Below are 23,673 nucleotides of genomic sequence, written 5' to 3' on the forward strand. Positions count from 1 at the left end.
TGCAGCCTAAGCAAATCTCAGGATTTTTCATCCACAACATTTGACAATTTCTCTTGACAACATAATAATCCACCTTGTCGTTTAATAATAACCCTCTTGAAAATGCCCATCCAGGAGGAACAATACCTGTACTATTCGCTCCACATCGAAAACCGAAAGCTTTGTTTTCCCAAAGCTTTTGGCTTTGTCCCAAGCCCCCTCCTTAAGTTTATATCAAAGAACGTTGATGTATCTAAATAGAAGATTTTCGTTTTTTTCTGAACCGCCTAAAGAAAGAAGTGGAACAAAAACGAAACATTCGTCATACATTAGAGAACCAATTTCAAGCAACAAATTCCGTGCGCGGGATTCAAATTGTTGAGTAAATTCACAACTTCGTTTATAGTTGTTTTTAACTTAAAGTTTGCGGCGCAAGCTTTGTTTATCTGGCTGTCTGTTCGCGTGGACGGATTACGCGGATTATTTGGAGGAAAATGTTATGAAAAAAATTTCAAAGGTTCTGGCGGTACTCTGCCTGGCAATTCTTGTGGCGGGTCTGTTCTGCTCTGCGGCAAAAAACAAGGTTCTGAAAATCGGCGTGGTTCAGCTTGTTGAGCATCCGGCTCTTGACGCTTCGTACAAGGGATTTGTTGACGGACTGAAAGAATTAGGCTACGAAGACAAAGCCAACATTAAAATTTACTACGAAAATGCACAGGGCGAGCAGGCAAACTGTCTTACAATCGCGGACAAGCTTGTTTCAAAACGCTGCGACTTGATTTTTGCGATTGCAACTCAAGCCGCACAGACTGTAGCAAGCAAGACAAGCACAATTCCTGTTCTTGTTACTGCCGTTACCGATCCAAAAACCGCCGGTCTTGTTGAATCAAACGAGCACCCCGGAACAAACATAAGCGGAACTTCTGATCTTACTCCGGTTGCGGCGCAGATCGACCTTCTGAAGAAAATTGTTCCAGACGCAAAAAAAGTCGGACTTCTGTACTGCTCAAGCGAGGAAAATTCAAAATTCCAGATTAACATCGCAAAGGAGGCATGCAAAAAATCCGGCCTTGCATTTGTGGATGCGACTGTTTCAAACACAAACGAAGTCCAGCAGGTTGTCCAGAGCCTTGTCGGAAAAGTTGATGCAATCTATGCTCCCACTGACAACATGATTGCAAGCTCCATGGCGGCTGTTTCACTTGTTGCAACAGAGGCGAAAATTCCTGTAATCTGCGGCGAAAGCGGAATGTGCCAGTCCGGCGGTCTTGCAACCTACGGCATAAACTACTACGAGCTTGGAAAGCAGACTGCTAAAATGGCAGATGAAATTTTCAAGAAAGGAAAAAAGCCTGCCGAAATGCCGATCCAGTATCTGGACACCTGCGACTTTATGTACAACAAGGAAGTTGCCGAGGCTATAGGAATTTCTATTCCTGCTGAACTGATAAAAGGCTCCCGTTAAAAATTCTTCTTGAATGATTTTTTTTAGCCTATGCGAGTTTTAAGCTGTTCCAGCAGCACAGCTTAGAACATCGCATTTTCAGAACTGGGGCTGTTCCCGAACATACGGCGGCTGAACCTTCCAAAGTGAGCCACCGCAGTTTGCGCACACAGCCCCATCCAAAGCAACCCCCTGTTATTCCACGTCCGCCTTATTTGCTGTCAGCCCAAAAATAAAATTCAAAAAATCCATTCTTTCCACAGAAAAAAAAATGACAGGCTGCAAAAAGTCTGATATAATTTTTACCTATGTTTGAAACTTTTTTAGATTTTTTAATGCCTTTTTCCGGCGCAATGCTGGGAGCTGTTTCTCAGGGTGTGCTCTGGGGAATAATGGCGCTCGGCGTTTACATCACATTTAAAATCCTTGATTTTGCTGATATGACTGTGGACGGAAGCTTTGCCCTCGGAGGCTGTATCTGCGCCCTTTTTGTAATGCGCGGCATGAATCCTCTTCTGGCGGTTCTTGCGGCTACTGCGGCAGGAAGCATCGCAGGTCTTATAACAGGTTTCCTTGCGACAAAATTCAAGATACCGGGAATTCTCGCTGGAATTCTTGTGCAGCTGGCATTGTATTCTATAAACCTTCATATTCTGGGCGGCCCGAACCAGTCCCTGGGAAGAGCACCCTGCACAATAATGGACTGGATAAGCAGAACCTTCAAGCTCGCAGAAGCCTTTCCGTTCAGCGCAAGTTCTGTTTCAAGCTTTATAACAGGAATTATTTTTACCGCAGCAGTGATAGCCATTTTGTACTGGTTTTTCGGCACGGAAATCGGAAGCGCAATCCGCTCAACCGGTGACAACGCCGCAATGAGCCGCGCGCAGGGAATAAACACCGATTCAATGCAGATTCTTGCGCTCATGATTGCAAATGCGCTTGTTGCAATGAGCGGCTCGCTGGTTATGCAGCAGCAGAGGTTCGGCGATGTGAGCATGGGAATCGGCGCTATCGTAATCGGGCTTGCTTCAATAATAATCGGCGAAGTTATCTTCGGAAAGCGATTCGGTTTCTGGTGGAGCCTGCTCGCAGTTATATTCGGCTCTGTTATTTACCGCCTTATCATCGCATTGGTTCTTCAGCTTGGAATGAAGAGCCAGGACTTGAAGCTGCTTTCTGCAGTGGTGCTTGCGGTTGCTCTTGCAGTTCCTGTTATCAAGCAGAAGGCTGTGCGCTACAGAAAAAATTTTGCGGAGGAAAACAATGCTTGAGGTGAGGCATGTTTCAAAGACATTCAATCCGGGAACAATAACAGAGCGCAAGGCGTTAAAGGACATCAGCCTTACTTTAAATGACGGGGACTTTGTTACAGTTATCGGCGGAAACGGAGCAGGAAAATCAACACTGCTGAATCTGATTGCCGGCGTGCATGAATGTGATTCCGGCTCTATAATACTTGACGGCAAGGACATTACAAATCTGAAGGAACATGTCCGCGCAAAGTACCTTGGCCGTGTGTTCCAAGACCCGATGATGGGTTCTGCCGCTTCAATGGAAATTCAGGAAAACCTTGCGCTCGCATTCCGCCGCGGAAAAAAAAGAGGTCTGAGATGGGGCATTACAGCTTCTGAGCAGGAGGAATTCAAAAAGCAGCTTTCGCTTCTGGAGCTGGGGCTTGAGGAGCGCATGAGCTCAAAGGTCGGGCTGCTTTCAGGCGGACAGAGGCAGGCTCTTACACTTTTGATGGCAACACTCTGCAAGCCGCGGCTTCTGCTGCTTGACGAACACACAGCTGCCCTTGACCCAAAAACAGCGCACAAGGTTCTTGAGCTTACCCAGCATTTTGTGGAGCGCGACCACCTTACAACTTTTATGGTGACACACAACATGAAGCACGCCATTCACTACGGGAACCGCCTGATTATGATGCTTGACGGACATATCGTGTATGATGTTTCCGGCGAAGAAAAAAAGAACCTTCAGGTTTCCGACCTGCTCTTGAAATTTCAGACTGCAAGCGGCGGCGACACAGATTCTATTTCAGACAGAATGATTTTAAGCCAGTAACGGAGGAAATATGACATACGAATTTAAACCAAAGGGAGTCTGCGCGTCCAATATAAAATTTGACTTTGACAATGGCATTGTGCGCAACATTGAATTCACAGGCGGCTGCAACGGAAATCTAAAGGCAATCTCAAAAATTCTTGACGGCGCAAACGCTTCGTTTATCCTGGAAAAATGCCGCGGAAACACCTGCGGCGCAAAGTCAACCTCATGCGCTGACCAGCTTGCCGCAGCCGTTCAAAAAGCCATTGATTCCGCCGCGGAAAAGTAAGGCTCCCCTTCTTTCTCATTTTTCCCTGCATTTTTTTGCAGGGCTTTTTTTTGCACATATTGACATTTATAATTAAACAGTGTTAAATAATCTCATAAGTAAACATTGTTTAATTATATTTTTTCAGAGCAAATCGCCATAGCCTGAGTTATTAATTGTTTGCTCCCGAAGCCTGAAGCGCGTTTTTCGCCTTTGAACAGGGAAGACAAAACAATTTTATTTCAGCATGGAATTTGCATTGGAGGTTATATGAAAAAATTTGCACTTGTTCTTGCTGTTCTTCTTTCTGCTTTTGGAGTGGCGGCTGAAAGCAAAAAATCACCGTCTGTTCTTGTGGTTTATTTTTCGCACCGGGGAAGCACAAAAACTGTCGGGAACTGGATTGCCGACTGCGCAGATGCTGACATTTTTGAAATTGAGCCGCAGAAAGCATATCCTTCAACCTACGAGGAAACGCTTCCCATAGCGCGCTCGGAGCAGGATGAAACTATGCGCCCCCTGATAAAAAAACGCCTTCAGAATCTTGAAAGCTATGATGTAGTTTTTATCGGATATCCCCTTTGGTTCGGAAAAATGCCGATGATTCTCTACACTTTCTTTGACGAATACGATTTTTCAGGAAAGAAGATTGTGCCTTTTGTAACTTACGGCGGAAGCCCTGTCGCCCGCGGCTGGGATGAAATTCCACAGCTTGAGCCGGAAGCACAGATAATAGGAAAACTCGCAGTAAAAAACGGCAAAGTAAAAAAATCAAAGTCCACTGTTGAAAAATTCGTAAAGTCGCTGAATTTAAAGGACTTCGCAAATCAAAACTAAAAAAAAGGGAAAGCAAAAAAACTGCGAATGTTTTTAGCTTCCCGAACAAGAGGAAAAAATGAGAATAAAAATTCTTGCACTTGTGATGGCATTATCCGCACTGGGAAAATTCTGCGCTTTTGCAGAAGCGGAAGAATCTCAAAATTCTCCGCTGAGTTTTTACACTGTAACCGATTTTGCATATTACCCCGAGACCGACTACAAAAGCGGCGGCACACATTTTTCCGGCGTAGATGGAATTTACGATAAAATTGAATGTCGGATCACAGGCTTTGCCGAATACAAAATTCCCACACCGCTTGGAGAGCATTGGCTTGTAAAAAATTCAAACATTGTGCTTTGCGGCGGACTTGAGCTTACTCCGGTTTCGCTTCGGCCGATGATGTCGCTCCGCTTTACACCAGTTCCATTTGCAGCGCTGAGCACAGGCTCTTCAGTTGGAATAGCATGGAACCAGGGTGATTTGAACGGAATGAAAAAGCTCGACGATTCTTCCATGGAATTAAAAAGCCTTTCGTTCACAGAGCATGTGTATTACGACTTCTGGGGAAAAGGAACGCTCATGTTCGACACCGGCGAAATCATAAAGGGAGACTGGACACACATAGTTCTTCTTGCAGAATTCCAGCTGATTTACAAAGGGCTTTCTGGAATTTCAGATGGAACAGTGTGGACATGGCAGACAGAAAACAATCTTGCAAACGGATGGCAGTATGAGCTTTCGTGCATTGTAGGCTACCAGATGCCGCTTGCTCTCAGAATGGCCGGAGTGATGGCGAACTGCCATGCGCACCTTGATTCTGATGACTACGGAAAATACAGCAGCCCTGGAAAGTATGACGGAGACTTTGTCTACTCAAATATAAGCGGCTTCTTCGAAATTGATTTCGGGAAAAAAGATTTTGCTTATTTCCTAGTGGGCTTTTCTTCTCGCCAGAGCTTCCGCGAAGACCATGATGATTCCGAGCTTGAACCGTATCTTACTTCCTGCGGAACTGAATGGTTTTTCAACAGAATCGCTGTAAGCTGGACTCATAGATTCTAACGAATTCCGGCAGAAATTTTGAGTGTGACACTCAAGACTTCTGCCGTTTTTTTTATCCAAATCCTTTATTTTACAGCACCAAGAATTCCAGAGACAAACCTCTTTTGCTGTGTAAAGAAAAGCACAACTGTTGGAATCGTCATAATGCAAAGGCTCAGCATTAAAAGTCCATAGTCAGTTGTATATCCTGCTGTAAGTCCTGAAACCAAAAGCGGCAGGGTCTGCATTTCCTGGCTCTGCATGACAATCAAAGGCCACATATAGTTGTTCCAGTTGTTCATGAAAGTTACAATCGCCGCGGCTGCAAAAGTGGGAGCCATTATCGGAAGATAAATTTTCAGATAAATTGAAAATTCCCCAAGCCCGTCAACTCTTGCTGCCTGAATTGTTTCAAGCGGAAATGTCACCGAATTTTGCCTGAAAAAGAAAATCAGGAATGCAGTTGAAACTGTCGGCAAAATAAATCCGAGCGTGGAATTCATAAGATGCATGACACTGAACATCTTGAACAACGGAACCATAATCGAGGCGAAAGGAATCATCATTGAAATCAGCAAAATATTCATGAGCATATCTTTTCCTTTGTCTCTGAAAATTTGAAATCCATATCCTGCAAGCGAGCAGACAAAAATGCTAAGAACAGTTCCGCAGACAGTCGTACGCAATGAATTCCAGAATGCGCGTCCGATTTTTACAGTTGAAAGCATTGTCTTTATGTTGGCAAAAAGATTTGTTCCCGGAACAACTCTTCCTGTTACTACATCTGCGCTTGTGTTTGTTGCGCCGCAAAGCATCCAGTAAAATGGAAATATTGAAAAGAAGCAAACTATTATTATAAAAATATATTTTAATACTTCTGTTATGTGTCTTGATTTTTTCATTTTTCCCTCCTGTCGGCAATAGTAATCTGAATAAATGAAAGCAGAGCGACAATTATAAGAATCGCATAAGAAACAGAAGCAGCATATCCAAACTGAGGATTGTATTTAAATGATAAATCGTAAATATACTGCGAGATTGTAATTGTAGCATTTCCAGGTCCGCCGCCTGTCAGATTTTTTACTTCATCAAAAAGCTGCAAGGTTCCATTCGTTGACATGATTGCCGTAAGAAGAACAACAGGCTTTAACTGCGGAAGTGTTATTTTAAAGAATGTCTGAACCGCAGAGGCTCCGTCAATTCTCGCAGCCTCATAAATGCTGTATTCAATTCCCTGAAGTCCAGCAAGAAAAAACACAGTATTGTATCCTGTCCATCTCCAAGTGATGGTAAAAATTACAATGACTTTTGCCCACACAGGATGAGTGAGCCAGTTGATTGGCTGTGAAATAAAATGATGTTTTAAAAGCAGAACGTTTACAAGTCCGTCTAATGAAAAAAGCGATTTAAATATAAGGGCTGAAGCCACAAGCGAAGTTGCGCATGGAAGAAAAATAATAGTCCGGAAAAGTCCCTTGTATTTTAGTTTTTTGTCATTGAGAATACAAGCCAGAATAATGGCAATAAAAAGCATTACTGGAACTTGAAAAGCAAAGTATATAATTACATTTTTCAGAGAAGCGATAAATTTCTCATCCTGAAAAAGCCTGATATAGTTTTTAATTCCGCAGAATCTTAAATTGTTTCCAACTCCAGACTGAAGCGAAAGCATAAAGGCTCTGACCATCGGAATAAAGCTAAAAAGAAAAATCAAAAGCGAAGCGGGTATTACAAAATACCAGCCGGCAATTTTGTATTTACGCTCAAGCGATTTAGTTTTCATATTGCACCTCTGAAAAAAAATAAAGCCGCAGGATATTTGCACTTCATTTTATCCTACGGCCTTTTTTTCGATTAAAGTCCCATAAGGAACTTGACCTGCTTTTCAGCCTCTTCTATTCCCTGATCAACAGTTTTCTTTCCTGTGATGATGTCGCTTACAACAACGCCAATAGCATCTCTTGCTTCATAGTTGTAAACTCCATATTTTACCTGCGGAATTTTTCCAGCATAGTCAACAATGTCCCTGTAGATTTTCTGTCCTGCAAAGAAATCGTTTGGCTGGTCATAAACAGAAGTCTTTGAAGCAGGAAGCCATGTTGCGATTGCGCCGGAAGTCGGAAGAATTGTTTCGTAAAGCTCTGTGCTTCCTGCGAAAGTCTTGTTCAGGAAGTCGCAGGCAATGTCCGCATTCTTTGAGCTTTTCATAACCATCCAGCTTGAGCCGCCCTGATTTGAATAATTTGTTGCTCCTGGAATTCCTTCAAGCCTTGGTGTATTTACAACTGCCCATTTTCCTTTCTGTGCCGGCTGGCTTGTGATTGAGCCTGCAATCCAGCATCCGTTGATTGTTGCCGCGACAGAGCTGTTCTGGATACTTGCGATGTATGCGTTCCAGTCAGAAACTGTAATGCAGACACCTTCCTTTATCATTTCTGCGTAAACAGAAACTGCCTCTTTAAGCGCTTCGTTTCCAATCATAGAAGGATTTCCGTTTTCATCAAAAACCCATTTTCCTGCGCTCTGGAGCATAAGAAAAATACAGTCAGGCTCTGTTCCAACATAGGAAAGAAGAGGAACACCGGCTTTTGCCTTGACAACTTTTCCAAGCTCAAGAAACTGTCTCCATGTTATATCGTTGAAGTCTGAAGGCTCGAGTCCGGCTTTTTCAAGAATGTCAGTTCTGATAAATGTAGCTGTGGCTCCGTTATCAAAAGGAACTGAATAATGCTTGCCTTTAAATTCACCGTAGCCAACCTTGAACTGCGCGAACTGGCTCAAGTCAACTTTTCCGTCCAGAGGATAAAATGCGTTCGGATAATTTGTTATGTTCTTCTGCATTGCTGTGTCCTGGCAAAGAATAATGTCAGGAAGCGATTTTGTATCATTTGCAGAAAGTGAAGTAATCAGCTTCTGCTGCAAGTCAGCCCAAGGTGTTTCAACAACATTGATTTTTACATCCGGATGCTCACGCTGATAAATTTGCGCCGCTGTGTTCATTGCGTAAATATTGAACTGCGGATCCCAGCACCAAACTGTAATCTGCTTTTCCTGCTCAGCCTTGCTGCATCCTCCCATGAAAAACAAGCCCATTGAAACCACTGCCGCGGTCATAACTTTTAAAAGCAATTTCATAAAAATTCCTCCTAGAAATAAAATAAAATTCACCGTGTTAACGTTAACGATTAATTATAAATTATAGTAACACAAAATTTTATCTGTCAAATTTTTTAATATCAAGATGAGCAACAGTTGCGCAAAGTCCGTTCTGACAAGTTGCATTTATAGAATTCTGATTTACAATCAATGCTGTTACCAAAAAAAACACTTTTAACTTGAGGTGGACAATGAAACGAGTTTGGGAAAATCCAGAAATACAGTCCATAAACAGGCTGCCGATGAGAAGCTCTCTTGTTCCTTATGAGTCAGCACAAAAATCACAGATTGATGCCGCCGCAGGTCCTGAATCCTGTGAAGTTCCGCAGAGCGCATTTTTTAAGAGCCTGGACGGAGAATGGGATTTCTGCTTTTTTGAGTCCCCTGAATATTCGCCGGACGAAAAGACACTGTGGAAAAAAATAAAAGTTCCGCTTTCATGGACAATGCAAGGTTTCTCTTCTCCGCATTATACAAACATTCAGATGCCGTTTGACTATGTTCCTCCGTTTGTGCCGGAAAAAAATCCTACTGGCTATTACAGGCTTAATGTGAGCCTGCCGGAAGAATGGAACGGCCGCCGCATAGTTCTGCATATCGGCTCTGCGGAAAGTGTTGCCATTGTATACATAAACGGAGAAGAAGCTGGCGTTTCAAAAGACACAAGGCTTCCCTGTGAATTCGACATCACTGATTTTATAAAAGGCTCGGCTGCTGAAATAATCATAAAAGTTGTAAGATGGTCGGATGCCTCCTATGTTGAAGACCAGGATCAGTGGTGGTTCGGCGGAATCCACAGAAGTGTCTATCTTTATTCAACTGAAAAAGTTTTTATTCAGGATGCGAAGGCTTTGACGTACATTGATTTTTCAAGCGAAATTCCCAAGGGCATAATTCCGCTTGAAATTTCCCTTGCGGCATCGGATTTAAAATGCAAGGCGCAAACCCAAGCAGACCAGATGCTCTTTGATGTGGAATACAAAGTCTGCCGGCTTGAAGGAACTCCGTCAAAAGGAATTCCCGGAAATGAAATTGCATCCGGGTTAATTCCTTGCAGCCTTGACTTGCGCAATACACTTTCACTTGCAAAGAAAGACATTGAAATTGAAAATCCAGCTCTTTGGTCCAGCGAAACACCATCACTCTATCTTGTAACCGTAAGCCTTCTTGAAAAGGACAAAAGGCATATTGAAAGCTCCTCGTTTATAGTTGGATTTAAGTCTGTGGAAATAAAGAACCGCGAACTGTTGTTCAATTCAAAGAAAGTCTACATTCATGGAGTAAACCGACATGAACACAGCGAGTTTAACGCAAAGACACTTTCCACTGCTGAGATGGTAAGGGACATAAAGACACTTAAAAAGTACAACTTCAATTCCGTGCGCACCTGCCATTATCCGGACGACGAGCGTTGGTATGAGCTTTGCGACCGCTATGGAATATATATTCTTGACGAAGCTAATATTGAAAACCATGCCTACTATGATGTCATGAGCCGCAGCGAGGAATGGCTCAATTCATACATTCAAAGAGTACAGCGAATGGCAATCCGAGACAAGAACCACGTCTGCATTTTCGGATGGTCTTTGGGAAACGAAAGCGGCAACGGACAAAATCACCATGCAACAGCGGCCTGGCTTCGCGGATATGACAGCACACGCATCGTGCACTACGAGGGCTTTGTGCGCCCAAAAATTCATCAGGGTGATTTTACCCTTGAGTCCCTCTCTTATGGAAAAGAGCTTACCGACCTGATAGCTCCGATGTACCCCAGCATCGATCTGATTGTAGAGTACGCCACAAAGTGTGACGACTGGCGCCCTTTAATAATGTGCGAATATTCACACGCAATGGGCAATGCAAACGGAAGCCTTGCGGACTATTGGAAAGCAATCGAATCAACACATGGACTTCAGGGAGGCTTTATTTGGGACTGGATTGATCAGGGAATCGCCGCACATATTCCAGAGGACAAGCTAGGAGATGAAGACGGCGGAAAATACTGGAAGTACGGAGGCGACTTTGGAGATTCCCCCTGCGACTATGATTTCTGCCTGAACGGACTGAACTTTCCAGATCAGACTCCCAAACCTGCAATGGAAGAATGTCGCCGCCTTTTTGCCCCGGTGCGCCTTGCCGCTATTCATGCCGCGCAGGGAATCTTTGAAGTTAAAAGCAGAGCTTGTTTTGTTCCGCTGGATTTTTTAAGTTTAAAGTGGTCATGCCTAGTAGATGGAACAGTAAAAGCATCAGGAGAATTTCCACTGGACAAGGTGCTGCCTGAAAATTCAATTCGCATTGAAATTCCACAAGTAACCGAGTGTGTCCAGAATGCAGATAGCCATGCTGAAATAATGTTCCATGCTGACTTTATTTATTCACGGCAGACACCCTGGGCTGAAAAAGGAGAGCTTTGCAGTGCGGACGAAGAACTGATTTCCGCCGGACAGACCTGCTTTATAGACAGCGCGGATTCAGTTTCTCCAGAAGCAGAGCAGCTTGCATTGACTCTTGTACCTACTGTGTTTCATGCCTATACTGAAAATGAAGGAATAAAAGCTCTTTACGATAAAGTTGATGACAAAGACATTCCCGGCTGCTTCATCGGAAAGCCTACAAAACTTTGGATGGACTGCGCGCTTGAATATTCCCATTGTAAAAAAGATCAGCATGGAGTGTTCCATATTGTTTCAGAAAAAAACGGAAAGATGTTTGACTTTGGAACTTGCTCTTGCGATGTAAAAAAAGCATGGCATGAAAAATCTTCGTTCATGGAAATATGCGCAGGGTTCAAACTGAACAACACAGTACCTGAATATCCTCGTGTCGGACTTGAATCTTCAGTGAGCAGCATATTTTCAAAAATAAAATGGTACGGCTGCGGACCTCATGAATGTTACAGCGACAGAAAATACACAGCGCTCAAAGGCTTGCACGAAATGGCTATAAAGGATCTTGGAGTGCCTTACATTGTTCCTCAGGAAAACGGACTTAGGTGCGGTGTAAAGTATCTGGAACTTTCAGGGGAAGGAAAGACACTTCATATACAGTCAGACAGTGAATTCAGTTTTAGTCTTTTGCCATACACAGCGCACGACTTGTACAAGTGCCGCCATACCAGCGAACTTGTTGACCTGTCTAAAGGCAATGAGGGCAAGTGGATTCTAATAATAGATGCCGCCCACCGTGGAGTAGGAACAGGAGCCTGCGGTCCAGACACTCTTGAGCAGTACCGGCTGAGACCTGGAGCCTACAAACTGAACTTAAGAATCTGGTGAATACCAAGTCCGTTTGAATCACAAATTTTCAGCAGGGAGGCAGTCAAAATGCCAAAACATTTTTTGTCTGTCTGCTCATTTCTGTGCAGAAATAAAAATCCATTGTCCTGCATTTTGGTAAAAAACAAAATTTGTTTTACGCAAGCTTTATGATTATATTGTTAAGGATGCCTTAAAAAGTTTCGGCTTCAAGGTATCCTTGACATCAGTTTTTCCTGCCGATGATACTTCAGCTTTTCGAGGTTTCCACACTGAACAAGCCACATTAGGATTATTCAGCGTTTTTCCAATTTTTTTTACAGGATGCAATAAGAATTTTGTCTGAAACAGCGACAGGGTTTTTATTCACAGGTTTGCGTTGCAAACTTCCTTAATTAATTTTTTATGGGAGCTTTCTTATGAAGAAATCAGTAATCTGCATGGCTGCTGTTTTTATGGCAGCAGGGGCATTTGCACAGGAATATCCGGATGCAAATGCGACAAATCCAGAGAAAATGCAGTGGCAGCAGGGCTTTCCGCCGCCAAAGGAAAAAACACTGCACGCGGCAGACGGTTCGTATTTTAATTTTCCGGGACTTCGATACAGCGTAAATCATATGCAGGAATTTTCCGTTACGCGCACAGTTCCTGCCGCAAAGGAAAAGCTGTACTCCGTAAAGACAAAATATGATGAAAACATCGATTCAATCACCTTTACGCCGTGGGATTCAGACAAGGAAATGACGTTTGCAGAGTCGCTTGATGCAAACTACACGGACGGCATAATCATTATGCACAAGGGAAAAATCATCTACGAAAAATATCCGGCAGGACTCAAGCCGGACGGCGTTCACGCGGCAATGTCTGTAAGCAAGTCGTTCACCGGAACAATCGCTTCCATTCTTGTGGCAGAAGGCGTGCTTGATCCGTCAAAGACTGTTGCAGAATACATACCGGAACTCAAGGACAGCGGATTTGCAGATGCAACCGTCCGTCAGGTAATGGATATGACGACTGCAATCCAGTACAGCGAAGACTACAACGATCCGAATGCCGAAGTGTGGAAATATTCCGCAGCAGGAAACGTTTTCCGTCCGGCAGACTACAAAGGACCTCAGAACTACTACGAGTACCTTGCAACCGTTAAAAAAATTGACGGACAGGAACACGGAGAAGAGTTCGGCTACCGCACGGTGAACACGGAACTTCTAGCCTGGATAAACTCGCGCGTAACAGGCAAAGGACTGACAGAGCTTATCTCCGAAAAAATCTGGAAGCCGCTCGGCGCGCACTATGACGGCTACTATCAGGTTGACCCGTCGGGAATTGCGTTTGCAGGAGGCGGATTCAGCCTGAACCTGCGTGATATGGCAATGTTCGGAGAAATGATGCGGAACGGAGGAAAGCTGAACGGAAAGCAGATAATTCCTGCGGAAGCCGTAAAAGACATTGCAACCGGCGGTTCAGACGCAGAATACAAGGCTGTATTTGCAAAAGGCGGCGAATATCCTAAACTTGACGGCTGGAGCTACCATAATATGTGGTGGATTACGAACAATCCGCACGGAGCGTATATGGCACGCGGCGTTCACGGACAGGCAATTTACATAGACCCGGCTGCCGAAATGGTAATAGCGCGGTTTGCATCAACGTATCTTGCTTCGAACAAGTACATCGATCCGCTTTCAATACCGGCGTATGAAGCAGTTGCAGACTATCTGATGAAAAAATAAAAGATAAAGGCTGTCTGTGAAATTCAAAAAACGTTTTTCACCGGCAGCCTTTTTTTTATCCGTTTATATTTTTTGACCAATATCCGTTATACGCATAGCCGTCATTTGTTCCAACCAATAAAAATTCAGATTTTGTAAAACCGAATTCACTTGCGGCGGCAATCCGTTCTATCGCATAAATAGGAATTTTTGTAATAATCTGGCTGCACTCAAAAAGCTCATAAGCCGGCGGAACTATTGCTGAAAAAACAGAAAAAAGAGCATCGCGGTTTTCGTAGCTGCTTTTTACATCAATGCGCAAAACTCCGGCATCATTAAATTTATCTGTTGAAGCACGGTGAAATAATTCAACAGTTCCAACTGCCTTGCCATTTTCTTTGTCAATAATCGAAAACCGCACAAACCATTTGTTTTTATATGATTCCAGCCAAAACGATATCGCCTGCTCCATTCTTTGTATTGTCGGATAGTAAAAATTATCTCCGTGGCAGTTATCGCTGTTAAAAAACGGAAGTGCATTTTTGTCGCTGTAAACTTCCAGCAAATCCGGCGCATCAGATTTTTTTACAAAACGAAATTCAAATTTTTCATTTTCAAAAAAAGGACAATTCTCATAAACACTGGTCATAATTTTTCTCCCAAATTAATTTTGTTTCAGTATGGAATGTCTATAAATCAGTGTCAATCACAGAAAAAAATTTTCCATGCGAAAAAAAAGACGGGCAGAAAATTGACTTATATTGTATAATGAAATATCTTTTTAAAAACGGAAATGAAAAAATGCAGGATATTATTGCGGAAACACAGCGGATGATTTTACGGCGTTACAGAAAAGATGACCTTGACGATTTGTTTGAATATCTTTCGGATAGTGAAGTCGTAAAATATGAACCATACAAGCCGATGTCAAAATCTGAAACAGAGCAAAATCTTGAGTGGCGCATTTCAACGGAAGAAATGATTGCGGTTGAATTAAAAGAAAATCACAAAATGATAGGCAATGTATATCTTGGAAAGCGTGATTTTAATTCGCTTGAAATCGGATATGTGTTCAATAAAAAATACTGGGGCAAAGGCTATGCAAAAGAAAGCTGCGCCAGACTGATTGAAAACGCCTTTGCAAATGGAACTCACAGAATCTTTGCAGAGTGCGACCCTCAAAACCAGAATTCCTGCAAGCTTCTTGAGTCGCTTAATTTTTTGCGTGAAGCACATCTAAAGCAGAACGTCTATTTCTGGAAAGACGAAAACAATAATCCGCTCTGGAAAGACACTTACATTTATTCCAGATTAAACTGAAAATCAAAATACAAAGGGGAAAAGAAAATGCAAAAATTGAATTCTGAAACAGAAAAAATAATTCTTGAAAGATTCGGCAAAGACAGCCTGATTGCGCTTGCAACTGTCAGCGATGGTATGCCGAACGTCCGCACAGTCAATTCGTATTACGACGGCAAAGCCTTTTATGTTTTGACATATTCACTTTCAAATAAAATGCAGCAGATTAAAAAAAATCCTGTCGTTGCAATTTCAGGCGAATGGTTCACTGCGCACGGAACAGGAAAAAATCTCGGCTGGTTCTGTAAAAAAGAAAATGCCGGCATTGCAGAAAAAATGAAAAAAGTTTTTTCCGAATGGATAGATAACGGTCACAACAATTTTGACGATGAGAACACTTGCATCCTCTGCATCGAACTGACAGACGGAATTTTGTTTTCAAACGGAAATCGATACGAAATTGATTTTACAAAATAAAAAAAATACAGGGGAAAAATATGAAAACACTTATTGTTTACGCTTCACATCATCACGGGAACACAAAAAAACTTGTTGATGCTATCAGCCAGAAATTTCAGATTGATGCAGTTGATGCAGAACAGACTTCTGCGGTCAATCTTGAAAATTACGATTTGATAGGTTTTGCTTCGGGCATCGACTTCGGCAAATTTTATGAGCCTGTCGTGAACATTGCAAAGACACTTCCAGCGGGAAAAAAAGTTTTTGCTATGTTCACCTGCGGAAAAATCAACAGCAACACTGCCAATGATATAAAAAAAATTGCCATCGAGCGCAAGTGCACTTTTGAAGGAAAATATGGCTGCAAAGGCTACGATACCTACGGGCCGTTCAAATTGCTTGGAGGATTAAATAAAAATCATCCCGACGATGACGAAATTAAAAATGCCGTTTTGTTTTGCGAAGGCTTGATTTCAAAATGAACGAAAACGAATTGATTGAATCGTTCAGAAAAATCGGACTCTGCGAAGGAATGATTCTCGAAGTCCACAGTTCGCTCAGCAGTTTTGGCTATGTCGAAGGCGGTGCAGAAACCGTAATCAGTTCACTGATGAAATGTGTCGGAAAATCAGGAAGCATTTTTATGCCGGCGCTCAGATTAAGCCCCGAACTTCCCCTCACACAGGACGACACGGAACTTGGCATAACTGTAAAAATAAAAGTGCTCGAAGAAAACGCGCCGAAAACTGCGATGGGAATTATTGCCGACACGTTCCGCAAAAGAGATGACGTTGTAACAGGCAAAGGAATTATCAGGACTTCCGGCTGGGGAGCGCACGCACAGGAAGCTGCAAAAGGCGGACTTGACTATGCAATTCACAACGGCGGAAAAGCGCTTCTTCTTGGCGTTGACATTTATAAGCTTACGGCAATGCACTATATGGAGGACATTCTGCCGGAAAAAATCAGCGCCATTTTTGCGCCCGGCGAAGAGGTCTGCAAAAAATATCCGCAAGACCAGTGGTTCATCGAAACCGGCGCACCGCCTGTAAAACCCTGGTACACGATTTATGATATGGCGCGTGAAAAAGGTCTGGTTCAGGAAGGCTTTATCGGAAAATGCCGCTATATGTTTTTTGACATCTGGGACGTTGTAAGCATTTACAGACGCGAGCTTGAAAACAATCCGTTCAAATTGTACGGATTGGAGTAATCGTGCGCGGGGAACTTTGAGGCATGGCAACACTCACCAGACTGTGCGAACTTAAAAGCAAGATGAGAAAAACTCATACCGCCGCAAAATTTCTTGAAAAATAAATTTCTTGAAAAATAAATTTCTAAAAAAATAATTCTAAAAAAAGATTGATAAATGTTTTAAAATTTTAAATATAAGTGCTAAAATAATCATAAAGAACTTTGAAAATTTTTTTCTTCAATCTTAAAAATAACGACTTAAAAATAACGGAGAATTTTATGAAGAAGGCAGTTGAATTTTTTTTCCTTTTATTTAACTTTTCTATTTTGGCGTGTCAAAATTCAAAAGATTTAAAACTTGTACAGATTCCTTCTGGAAAATGCACAATTCTTGAAACCGAAGTTACGCAGGAAGTTTATAAATCTGTTATGGGTGAAAATCCGAGTTTTTTTAAAGGCGAAAATCTCCCGGTTGAAAACGTAAGCTGGTATGATGCGATTTATTTCTGCAATGCGTTAAGCAAAATGCACGGCTTAAATGAGGTTTATTCTGTAAACGGCAAAAAAAATGTTTCTGAATGGAATTATGTTCCGCACAAAGGAGAAAAAATTGAAGGCGCAATTTGCGAAGATTTTTTTTCAGATGGGTTCAGGCTTCCGCATTATGAAGAATGGTTTTATGCCTGTTGTGGAAAAAACTGAAACATATAATTCAGATTATATTCAAGAAAATATTGAAAATTCCTGGTTAGAAGAAAACAGCGGAAAGACAACTCATTCGGTTGCAACAAAAAAGCCGAATCAGTTTGGGTTGTATGATATGACTGGAAATGTAGGCGAGTGGTGTTCAGATTACAATTATTCTCGCAGTTATAACATCGATGATGATAATTATGAAAATTTCAGATATTGCATTCCTTCGTCATGGAAAGATTCGTTCAGTTCTGTCAATTCGTTTTATCCGTGGGAAAAATATAACTCTGTTGGTTTCCGAATTTGCAGAACCGATGCAAAAGAATTAAACCGCCGAAAAAATAAATTTGAAGCCATTTTAAAAGACGGTTTTTCAAAAATTGAAAAGGACGGAAAACAATTCCTTGTTCTTAAAACTGAAGTTACTGAATTTTTTTACAATTCGGTTATGCAGGATGCAAAATGTACTGTTGAAAGAGAAGATTTCCCTGCTGTAAATGTCAGCTGGTATGATAGGATTTATTTCTGCAACGCTTTAAGCAAAAGTCAGGGATTTAAAGAAGTCTATTCTGTGAACGGCAAAAAAAATGTTTCAGAGTGGAATTATGTTCCTTTGAAACGAAATAAAATTGCCGGTAAAATTTCAAAAGATGATTCTGCAGACGGTTTCAGGCTTTTAATTTGCGAGGAGTGGATTTATTTTGCAAAGGCAAACGAAAATTATAAGTATCCCGGAAGTGATGATTTAAAAGAAGTTGCCTGGTTCTGTGAAAATTCAAATTCCCTTAAACCTGTTTCCCAGAAAAAGCCGAATTCTTTTAATCTTTTTGACATGAGCGGAAACTGTGCCGAATGGTGTTTTGACGAATACATCGTTTTGCGCGAAAATGGATATAATGACGATGAGGAATATGTACCTTCAAGGTTTGTCAAGGGCGGTTGTTTTTTAGATGTTTCTGAAAGCTGTTCACCTGATTTTTCATACGTGTTTATTCCGTCACAGGAGTTTTCTTCTGTCGGTTTTAGAATCATAAGGAACTGCGAAGAAAAAAAATGATATTGGAAACAGAGCGTTTATTTTTGAGGGAACTTGAACAAGGCGATTTGTCCGCCTTAAAAAGAATTCTTCAGGACGAAGAAACGATGTACGCTTACAACGGAGCGTTTTCTGACGAGGAAGTTCAGCAGTGGCTTGACAGGCAGTTTGAACGATACGAAAAATACGGCTTTGGTTTGTGGGCGGTCGTCTTGAAAGAAAACGGCAGAATGATAGGTCAGTGCGGTCTTACGATGCAGACTTGGAATGGCGATGAAGTTCTCGAAGTCGGATATTTATTTGAACGGAACTTCTGGCACAAAGGATACGCAACGGAAGCCGCGATTGCCTGCAAAGAATACGCGTTTAATAAACTCGGTGCCAGTGAAGTATGTTCGATAATCCGCGATACAAATCAGGCATCGCAAAATGTAGCACTCCGCAACGGAATGAAAATCAAGGATGCCGGAATAAAACATTACCGTGGCGAAGATATGAAACATTTTAGATATGTGGCAGGGAAGTGATTTACCACCACGCATATCCGGCATCGTTTTCACCTGCAGGATACGCTTTTAGTTTTACAAGCATCAGTAAGAATGTTTTGTCCGGCTGCCATACAACCCCATTATTTTTTACAGTGAAATTAATGTCGTTAATTTTATATGAGTTTCCTTCTATAAGTTTGTTGCTTTCAAAAATAGAAAGTGCTGCACGAAGTTCAACTCCCATTCGGCTGGACGGATTCATAAAATTAAAATCGGATATTTTAAAACTTCCATCGCCTGCCATTTTTTTAGGGTCAACAAAACCTATTACATCTTTCCACGAAGTATTGCGCCAAATCCATTCAAAAGTGTAAGGGTCGCTGTCATCTTCAACAGGAATAAGAATAAGCTGATACCATACATCTTTGTCATGTTCTATTTTTTCCTGCGCAAAAACATTAATACTGATAATAAAAAGCAAAGAAAGTGCTATACGCAACTTCAATCTCATTTTGTGTTTCTCCTTCAATGAAATTGTCTTGAAAAATTCAGGACAATATAAGCAGAAATTTTGCGCGGAGTTTTCCGTTTTAAATTTCTGCTTGTTGATTTATTTTGATAACACTTTGTAAGAAAGTTCTACGGCAGCGCGTTCAGAGCCTTCTTTGGCAAGAATAAATGCTCGTGTTCCGATTATTTTGCCCGGTTTTGGAAGATCACTTTTTTCTGTGCAGGCAAACACTTTAATCTGTTCGCTTCCAAAAATTCCCTCCTGTACTCTTAGAACTGCTCCAGGGATGTCAGGGAAAATTCTTGTTTCGCCGGAACGAATGTAATTTTCTTCTAACGGCAGCCATTCTTCGTTGTTTTTTGCATCGACACATAAAATTGCAAGATACGCATTTTTATTAGAAAAAACTTTAAATCGAATTAAGTCGCCCGGATGCACAACCGAAATACTTTCGCCATCTTCATTTATCATGCTTACTTCTATAGATAATTCAGACTTCTTTGCTGTCTGTTTTGAAGATGAATTTGAAATTTGTATTTTCGGTCGCGAAGATTTTTTTGATTTTTCAATCTGAAACCGGACTTCTTTATCGTTTTTGTCAATTTTCCCTTTCCACGAAGAAATCTGTTTTTTTGTTTCAACATGGATTGCCTTTACAAAAAGATTCCAGCCTGACGAAACTTCTACGAATTCACAGATAATAATACCGTCAACTCCAAGTTCCCGTCCAATCTGCTGAATTGTGTCATCACTGACCGCCCCTGACTGCTGATATTCAAATTCATTTTCAATCAGGGTTCGGGTAAATTCATCATGCGCGATAATGTTCCCTGAGCCGAACCGACGGGTAAAGTAATGCACGAGTTCATCAACGATGTAATCAGAAATTGCCCAGTATTCTGTTTTTACATCGAGAATTGCCAGCGATTCTACTTTTCCGTCAATGTCAGCTGAAATTTCTGTTGCCGCATTGTTCAGTAAATCTTCGAACATCAAAGTTTTTGCAAAAGTAGAAAATACTACGAACAGGGCGAGTATTACTGTTAAGGTTGTTTTTTTCATTTATGGTCTCCTAAATTATTTTTTTATCAAAGGGAAATTTGCAGTCTTCAGGTCTGACTGAGGATTCTGCATATAGCCCCACTTTTCAAAACTGTATTCAGGAACTTTGTCTTCTACATAAGTACTCAGTTCCAGAAGCGAGATATAGCCGTCCCTGTTTGAATCGGCTTTTCCTGAAAGTCCTTCGAGGATTACATAGGTAAAGATTCCGTGACCTTCAAAGCCTTCCATTGCGCTCTGGTCATTTGACGATGCAGAAATTATTGCCTGCCCCGTCGCACGGCTGAGCCTGTCTATTGCCATTTTCTCTTCGATTCCCCTTGTCGCCGCAGAAACGAATGCTCCTGAATTGCATGTGTCAAGCATAATGAGCGTTTTCTGTGCCCTGATTTTTGAAAGGTTTTCAGTGATGAAAGTTTTTGAAAGTCCGTTCAGGCGGATGGATTCCTCATTTTTCCACCTGAAGTCAACAGGAAGGAAATAGTAATCTCCGTCGTTTTTATGTGTCGTTCCGTGTCCTGAAATGTAGAATACAAAAACATCGTCGGCAGAAATTTTGTTTTTTAAAGAGTCAAAGGCGCGCGAAATTCCTTCTGCGGTTGCTTCTCCGTCTATGACCGTAGAAACGTTTACGCTCCGGTAAAGGCTTCCGCCTGATTTTTCAAAGAACGAGGCAATCGAAGTTGCATCGGGGACTGCGTAATTAAGCCTGAAGGCGATGTCGTTGTACTTGTTTACGCCGACTGCAAGTACATAGAGGCTAGGCTTTTCGGCAGTTCCCTGCCAGCTGATTTTTGCAGAAGCGTGCCGGCTCTCTATTTTCCCTGCGGAATTTGTAGCGTATGCCTCGATTGTGTTTTCGCCGTTCTGGAGGGTTACGAGATGAGAGAATGTCTTTGTATTTTTGCCTGTTTCTTTTTTCTTTTTTGAAGTGCCGCCGACGAGTTCAAGCTTTCTTTCGCTTCCTGCAAGGCGGATTACCTTGCCGTTGAGCTTGAGGAAAACCGAACCGATGCCGCCGCCTTTGTCCTCAACGGAAATGTTTATGGTAACGTCGCGCGTTTTTGCTGACGAAGGGATGTCATCGAATTTTACGGCAGGTGCGTTTCCTGTTGCAAGAACGTCAGAGAATGAAGAAAGGTTGAGTTTTTCGATGTTTTCTCCGCGGATTTTTGCTGCGACGATGTCCGGGCGGAAAAATGTTTCTGCAAGCTGTCCGAGTTCCGTAGCTTCCATGCCGTCAACTACATGCACGAATTTATTTATGCCGCCTTCCGTTCCCGTAAAATATCCGTCCGGAGTACAGACAAGGTAATCGCCGGTTTCATCGACATACAGTTCTGCAAGCAGTTCTCCAGTCTTGACTGAATAGCACTGGAGTTTTCCGTTGCCCGTTACATAAAGCTGCGTATCATCGGCACTGAAACAAAAATTATAGTCAAAACCATTTGTTTTGAATGTCCTGATTTTGTTTCCTGTGGATATTTCAAACATATTGAGGTTGACATTATCATCTAGTACGATATATTTGTTGTCATTTGAAAAACAGGCATCTCCAAGACAGTGCTCAAAAGTCCTTACGGCTTTCCATGACTTTGAATCAGATGTGTCGTATATAATCTTATCACCACCTTTTTCTGCACTTACGGCGACATAATGCTCATCAGGGGAAAAATTGACATTTGCAAAATCACCGAAAGAAAATACTGTATAAGAGTAATCATTCTTTTTGTCGGGTTTTGTATAGACTTTTGTTTTGCAACCCCAGTTCCTGCTGATAATATAGTTACCTGAAGGACTGATTTTTCTCTTTAAATATTTTTCATCTATTTCTATATAACAGTAATACTCCCTGTCATTCAAATCATAAAGATGAAGGCGTGTCTTGCCATCTGCGATTTCTTCTGCTATGACAAACAAAGATAGAGAAGGGTTTTCCACGATACGATAATTATTTTCAATCTTTTTCTGTAACGGAAATTCTGCATATTTATTGTCAGGTGACCTGTATTTTATTAAGTTGTTTTTTTCATCAATTTCAAAATAACCTGAATCAGAAATGTCAGTATATTGCTGATAAAAATCGTCAGTACTTAAACATCTGTATTTTTTCGTACCTGCAAAGTTTAGGTCATCCGTAAAAAGGAAATATTCATTAGAATTTTGACAAGCAGCCAGTTTGGATTTAGGAAAAAAATGAAAATAACCTGCAGAGTCAGGTATCATGTTTCTTTTCAGTTTCAAAGTATATGAATCATAAATTTTTGCACTTTGAAAGTCGCCCAAAACCAGTTCTCCTGTTTTAGGTGAAAAAGCAAATGAAGCATGATAGCGATCAAGTTTTTTTATGTTTTTGGCATTTGTCTTTATATCGTATTGAATAATACTATATGGAACTGTAATAGCATATATTTTTTTGCCGTCTGGAGAAAATTTTATCAGTTCAATATGCTTATCATCATATTTTAAATTTAAATCAATACTCTGCATTCTACCAGTGCTGTTATTGATTAAAACGGCATTACCATTCGAATCAGAACAGGCAATATATTCTCCGTTTTTTGAAACATCAAGAGATTGCACAAATTTAAATTTTGTATTATAAATGCTGGAAATTGATTTTTTCTGAATGTCAATGACAAGAATAGTACGTTCTTCTGATTTTTTATTCTCTGCTGAAACTGCAAGTAAATTGGAATTCGGAAAAAAAACATAAGTTAATAAATAAAAATTTTCAAATGTATCAATCAATAATGTTTTTTTTAAATTTTGCGTATCATACATTGAAATGTTACTTAAATCGTCTATAACAGTAAAAAACTTTCCGTTCGGTGCAAATTTTATATCATACGAAATGCCATAATCTTCTTTACAAGTTTCCAGCAAAACTCTTTTGTCTGTTTTTAAGTCATGAAACATAAGATTATTGTTTTCATCTATATAGACACATGACATTCCGTCTGGAGAAAAATCTGCACGAGCAGAGTCTTGCTTTATGATGGTTTTAAGCAGCATCCCGGATTTGTATTCCCAGATTTTTATCTGCGTATAATCCGCACTTAAAAGGTATTTTCCGTCAGCGCTGAACTTTAAATAATTTACCATGCTAGGATGTTGATCCTGTACGACAATCCCAGGTTTTGCAAAAGTAGAAAATACTGCGAGCAGGGCAAGTATTACTGTTAAGGCTGTTTTTTTCATTTAT

24 protein-coding genes are annotated in these 23,673 nt (G+C 41.3%); 15 read left to right on the forward strand and 9 right to left on the reverse strand.

Going from position 1 to position 23,673, the window contains the following annotated elements; all coding sequences use genetic code 11:
• Together ACI4L0_RS10155 and ACI4L0_RS10160 are read right to left on the reverse strand one after the other, a co-directional pair.
• The coding region (locus ACI4L0_RS10155; protein ID WP_439800056.1) for a hypothetical protein at positions 1-193 on the reverse strand (193 nt) is incomplete at its 3' end.
• Positions 194-213: 20 nt separating this feature from the next.
• Positions 214-333, reverse strand: coding sequence for a T6SS immunity protein Tdi1 domain-containing protein (locus ACI4L0_RS10160; RefSeq protein ID WP_439800057.1), 120 nt, complete (start codon positions 331-333; stop codon positions 214-216).
• Between the two features lie 145 nt (positions 334-478).
• Between ACI4L0_RS10160 and ACI4L0_RS10165 the strand changes: the two genes are divergently transcribed.
• The 6 genes from ACI4L0_RS10165 to ACI4L0_RS10190 all read left to right on the forward strand — a co-directional run bounded on the left by ACI4L0_RS10165 (position 479) and on the right by ACI4L0_RS10190 (position 5,622).
• Positions 479-1,444, forward strand: coding sequence for an ABC transporter substrate-binding protein (locus ACI4L0_RS10165; RefSeq protein ID WP_439800058.1), 966 nt, complete (start codon positions 479-481; stop codon positions 1,442-1,444).
• Positions 1,445-1,731: 287 nt separating this feature from the next.
• A complete protein-coding gene (locus ACI4L0_RS10170) occupies positions 1,732-2,694 on the forward strand; it encodes an ABC transporter permease (protein WP_439800059.1) in 963 nt (320 codons plus the stop codon).
• Entirely contained in the window at positions 2,687-3,490 is an 804-nt protein-coding gene (locus tag ACI4L0_RS10175; RefSeq protein ID WP_439800060.1) for an ABC transporter ATP-binding protein, read from the forward strand. Before ACI4L0_RS10170 ends, ACI4L0_RS10175 begins: the two co-directional genes overlap by 8 nt.
• Before the next feature lie 10 nt (positions 3,491-3,500).
• Positions 3,501-3,761 (forward strand): TIGR03905 family TSCPD domain-containing protein, encoded by a 261-nt coding sequence (locus ACI4L0_RS10180; RefSeq protein ID WP_439800061.1) that lies wholly within the window; start codon positions 3,501-3,503, stop codon positions 3,759-3,761.
• A 249-nt stretch (positions 3,762-4,010) separates the two neighbouring features.
• Complete coding sequence (locus tag ACI4L0_RS10185) at positions 4,011-4,577, forward strand: flavodoxin (RefSeq protein ID WP_439800062.1); 567 nt, start codon at positions 4,011-4,013, stop codon at positions 4,575-4,577.
• Between the two features lie 58 nt (positions 4,578-4,635).
• Complete coding sequence (locus ACI4L0_RS10190) at positions 4,636-5,622, forward strand: hypothetical protein (protein WP_439800063.1); 987 nt, start codon at positions 4,636-4,638, stop codon at positions 5,620-5,622.
• Positions 5,623-5,687: 65 nt separating this feature from the next.
• Here the strand turns inward: ACI4L0_RS10190 and ACI4L0_RS10195 are convergent, their stop codons facing one another.
• The 3 genes from ACI4L0_RS10195 to ACI4L0_RS10205 all read right to left on the reverse strand — a co-directional run bounded on the left by ACI4L0_RS10195 (position 5,688) and on the right by ACI4L0_RS10205 (position 8,736).
• Positions 5,688-6,503, reverse strand: a complete 816-nt coding sequence (locus ACI4L0_RS10195; RefSeq protein ID WP_439800064.1) for a carbohydrate ABC transporter permease — start codon at positions 6,501-6,503, stop codon at positions 5,688-5,690.
• Entirely contained in the window at positions 6,500-7,384 is an 885-nt protein-coding gene (locus ACI4L0_RS10200) for a carbohydrate ABC transporter permease (protein ID WP_439800065.1), read from the reverse strand. The genes ACI4L0_RS10195 and ACI4L0_RS10200 overlap by 4 nt, the downstream gene beginning before the upstream one ends.
• A gap of 71 nt (positions 7,385-7,455) precedes the next feature.
• Positions 7,456-8,736 carry an ABC transporter substrate-binding protein gene (locus ACI4L0_RS10205; protein ID WP_439800066.1) on the reverse strand — a complete coding sequence of 427 codons (1,281 nt, stop codon included), beginning with the start codon at positions 8,734-8,736 and terminating at the stop codon, positions 7,456-7,458.
• Positions 8,737-8,948: 212 nt separating this feature from the next.
• Between ACI4L0_RS10205 and ACI4L0_RS10210 the strand changes: the two genes are divergently transcribed.
• Together ACI4L0_RS10210 and ACI4L0_RS10215 are read left to right on the forward strand one after the other, a co-directional pair.
• A complete protein-coding gene (locus tag ACI4L0_RS10210; protein WP_439800067.1) occupies positions 8,949-12,035 on the forward strand; it encodes a glycoside hydrolase family 2 TIM barrel-domain containing protein in 3,087 nt (1,028 codons plus the stop codon).
• Positions 12,036-12,433: 398 nt separating this feature from the next.
• Entirely contained in the window at positions 12,434-13,747 is a 1,314-nt protein-coding gene (locus ACI4L0_RS10215) for a serine hydrolase domain-containing protein (RefSeq protein WP_439800068.1), read from the forward strand.
• Positions 13,748-13,802: 55 nt separating this feature from the next.
• Here ACI4L0_RS10215 and ACI4L0_RS10220 read toward each other — a convergent pair whose 3' ends face one another.
• On the reverse strand, positions 13,803-14,375 hold the full coding sequence (locus ACI4L0_RS10220) for an N-acetyltransferase (RefSeq protein ID WP_439800069.1): 573 nt from the start codon (positions 14,373-14,375) through the stop codon (positions 13,803-13,805).
• Positions 14,376-14,494: 119 nt separating this feature from the next.
• On the opposite strand from ACI4L0_RS10220, the gene ACI4L0_RS10225 reads away from it, so the two are divergent.
• The 7 genes from ACI4L0_RS10225 to ACI4L0_RS10255 all read left to right on the forward strand — a co-directional run bounded on the left by ACI4L0_RS10225 (position 14,495) and on the right by ACI4L0_RS10255 (position 18,934).
• Positions 14,495-15,046 carry a GNAT family N-acetyltransferase gene (locus ACI4L0_RS10225; protein WP_439800070.1) on the forward strand — a complete coding sequence of 184 codons (552 nt, stop codon included), beginning with the start codon at positions 14,495-14,497 and terminating at the stop codon, positions 15,044-15,046.
• 27 nt (positions 15,047-15,073) lie between these two features.
• Positions 15,074-15,502, forward strand: coding sequence for a pyridoxamine 5'-phosphate oxidase family protein (locus ACI4L0_RS10230; protein WP_439800071.1), 429 nt, complete (start codon positions 15,074-15,076; stop codon positions 15,500-15,502).
• A gap of 20 nt (positions 15,503-15,522) precedes the next feature.
• Positions 15,523-15,966, forward strand: a complete 444-nt coding sequence (locus tag ACI4L0_RS10235; protein ID WP_439800072.1) for a flavodoxin domain-containing protein — start codon at positions 15,523-15,525, stop codon at positions 15,964-15,966.
• Positions 15,963-16,697, forward strand: a complete 735-nt coding sequence (locus ACI4L0_RS10240; protein WP_439800073.1) for an AAC(3) family N-acetyltransferase — start codon at positions 15,963-15,965, stop codon at positions 16,695-16,697. Before ACI4L0_RS10235 ends, ACI4L0_RS10240 begins: the two co-directional genes overlap by 4 nt.
• A 260-nt stretch (positions 16,698-16,957) precedes the next feature.
• Positions 16,958-17,380: a formylglycine-generating enzyme family protein gene (locus ACI4L0_RS10245; RefSeq protein WP_439800074.1), complete on the forward strand. Its 423-nt coding sequence runs from the start codon at positions 16,958-16,960 to the stop codon at positions 17,378-17,380.
• Positions 17,343-18,428 carry a formylglycine-generating enzyme family protein gene (locus ACI4L0_RS10250; RefSeq protein ID WP_439800075.1) on the forward strand — a complete coding sequence of 362 codons (1,086 nt, stop codon included), beginning with the start codon at positions 17,343-17,345 and terminating at the stop codon, positions 18,426-18,428. The genes ACI4L0_RS10245 and ACI4L0_RS10250 overlap by 38 nt, the downstream gene beginning before the upstream one ends.
• Entirely contained in the window at positions 18,425-18,934 is a 510-nt protein-coding gene (locus ACI4L0_RS10255) for a GNAT family N-acetyltransferase (RefSeq protein WP_439800076.1), read from the forward strand. The genes ACI4L0_RS10250 and ACI4L0_RS10255 overlap by 4 nt, the downstream gene beginning before the upstream one ends.
• Before the next feature lies 1 nt (position 18,935).
• Here the strand turns inward: ACI4L0_RS10255 and ACI4L0_RS10260 are convergent, their stop codons facing one another.
• From ACI4L0_RS10260 to ACI4L0_RS10270, 3 genes are all read right to left on the reverse strand, one after another.
• Complete coding sequence (locus ACI4L0_RS10260) at positions 18,936-19,406, reverse strand: hypothetical protein (protein WP_439800077.1); 471 nt, start codon at positions 19,404-19,406, stop codon at positions 18,936-18,938.
• 99 nt (positions 19,407-19,505) lie between these two features.
• A complete protein-coding gene (locus ACI4L0_RS10265) occupies positions 19,506-20,468 on the reverse strand; it encodes a DUF4384 domain-containing protein (RefSeq protein ID WP_439800078.1) in 963 nt (320 codons plus the stop codon).
• A 15-nt stretch (positions 20,469-20,483) separates the two neighbouring features.
• A complete protein-coding gene (locus ACI4L0_RS10270; protein ID WP_439800079.1) occupies positions 20,484-23,669 on the reverse strand; it encodes a caspase family protein in 3,186 nt (1,061 codons plus the stop codon).
• Positions 23,670-23,673: the final 4 nt, after the last annotated feature.

Source organism: Treponema sp., from assembly GCF_051883275.1.
GTDB lineage: Bacteria > Spirochaetota > Spirochaetia > Treponematales > Treponemataceae > Treponema_D.

Excerpts from the sequence above, each read along its gene's own strand:
- ACI4L0_RS10165 (WP_439800058.1), top strand. The coding sequence starts at position 479 with ATGAAAAAAATTTCAAAGGTTCTGGCGGTACTCTGCCTGGCAATTCTT.
- ACI4L0_RS10170 (WP_439800059.1), top strand. The coding sequence starts at position 1,732 with ATGTTTGAAACTTTTTTAGATTTTTTAATGCCTTTTTCCGGCGCAATG.
- ACI4L0_RS10175 (WP_439800060.1), top strand. The coding sequence starts at position 2,687 with ATGCTTGAGGTGAGGCATGTTTCAAAGACATTCAATCCGGGAACAATA.
- ACI4L0_RS10180 (WP_439800061.1), top strand. The coding sequence starts at position 3,501 with ATGACATACGAATTTAAACCAAAGGGAGTCTGCGCGTCCAATATAAAA.
- ACI4L0_RS10185 (WP_439800062.1), top strand. The coding sequence starts at position 4,011 with ATGAAAAAATTTGCACTTGTTCTTGCTGTTCTTCTTTCTGCTTTTGGA.
- ACI4L0_RS10190 (WP_439800063.1), top strand. The coding sequence starts at position 4,636 with ATGAGAATAAAAATTCTTGCACTTGTGATGGCATTATCCGCACTGGGA.
- ACI4L0_RS10195 (WP_439800064.1), bottom strand. The coding sequence starts at position 6,503 with ATGAAAAAATCAAGACACATAACAGAAGTATTAAAATATATTTTTATA.
- ACI4L0_RS10200 (WP_439800065.1), bottom strand. The coding sequence starts at position 7,384 with ATGAAAACTAAATCGCTTGAGCGTAAATACAAAATTGCCGGCTGGTAT.
- ACI4L0_RS10205 (WP_439800066.1), bottom strand. The coding sequence starts at position 8,736 with ATGAAATTGCTTTTAAAAGTTATGACCGCGGCAGTGGTTTCAATGGGC.
- ACI4L0_RS10210 (WP_439800067.1), top strand. The coding sequence starts at position 8,949 with ATGAAACGAGTTTGGGAAAATCCAGAAATACAGTCCATAAACAGGCTG.
- ACI4L0_RS10215 (WP_439800068.1), top strand. The coding sequence starts at position 12,434 with ATGAAGAAATCAGTAATCTGCATGGCTGCTGTTTTTATGGCAGCAGGG.
- ACI4L0_RS10220 (WP_439800069.1), bottom strand. The coding sequence starts at position 14,375 with ATGACCAGTGTTTATGAGAATTGTCCTTTTTTTGAAAATGAAAAATTT.
- ACI4L0_RS10225 (WP_439800070.1), top strand. The coding sequence starts at position 14,495 with ATGAAATATCTTTTTAAAAACGGAAATGAAAAAATGCAGGATATTATT.
- ACI4L0_RS10230 (WP_439800071.1), top strand. The coding sequence starts at position 15,074 with ATGCAAAAATTGAATTCTGAAACAGAAAAAATAATTCTTGAAAGATTC.
- ACI4L0_RS10235 (WP_439800072.1), top strand. The coding sequence starts at position 15,523 with ATGAAAACACTTATTGTTTACGCTTCACATCATCACGGGAACACAAAA.
- ACI4L0_RS10240 (WP_439800073.1), top strand. The coding sequence starts at position 15,963 with ATGAACGAAAACGAATTGATTGAATCGTTCAGAAAAATCGGACTCTGC.
- ACI4L0_RS10245 (WP_439800074.1), top strand. The coding sequence starts at position 16,958 with ATGAAGAAGGCAGTTGAATTTTTTTTCCTTTTATTTAACTTTTCTATT.
- ACI4L0_RS10250 (WP_439800075.1), top strand. The coding sequence starts at position 17,343 with ATGAAGAATGGTTTTATGCCTGTTGTGGAAAAAACTGAAACATATAAT.
- ACI4L0_RS10255 (WP_439800076.1), top strand. The coding sequence starts at position 18,425 with ATGATATTGGAAACAGAGCGTTTATTTTTGAGGGAACTTGAACAAGGC.
- ACI4L0_RS10260 (WP_439800077.1), bottom strand. The coding sequence starts at position 19,406 with ATGAGATTGAAGTTGCGTATAGCACTTTCTTTGCTTTTTATTATCAGT.
- ACI4L0_RS10265 (WP_439800078.1), bottom strand. The coding sequence starts at position 20,468 with ATGAAAAAAACAACCTTAACAGTAATACTCGCCCTGTTCGTAGTATTT.
- ACI4L0_RS10270 (WP_439800079.1), bottom strand. The coding sequence starts at position 23,669 with ATGAAAAAAACAGCCTTAACAGTAATACTTGCCCTGCTCGCAGTATTT.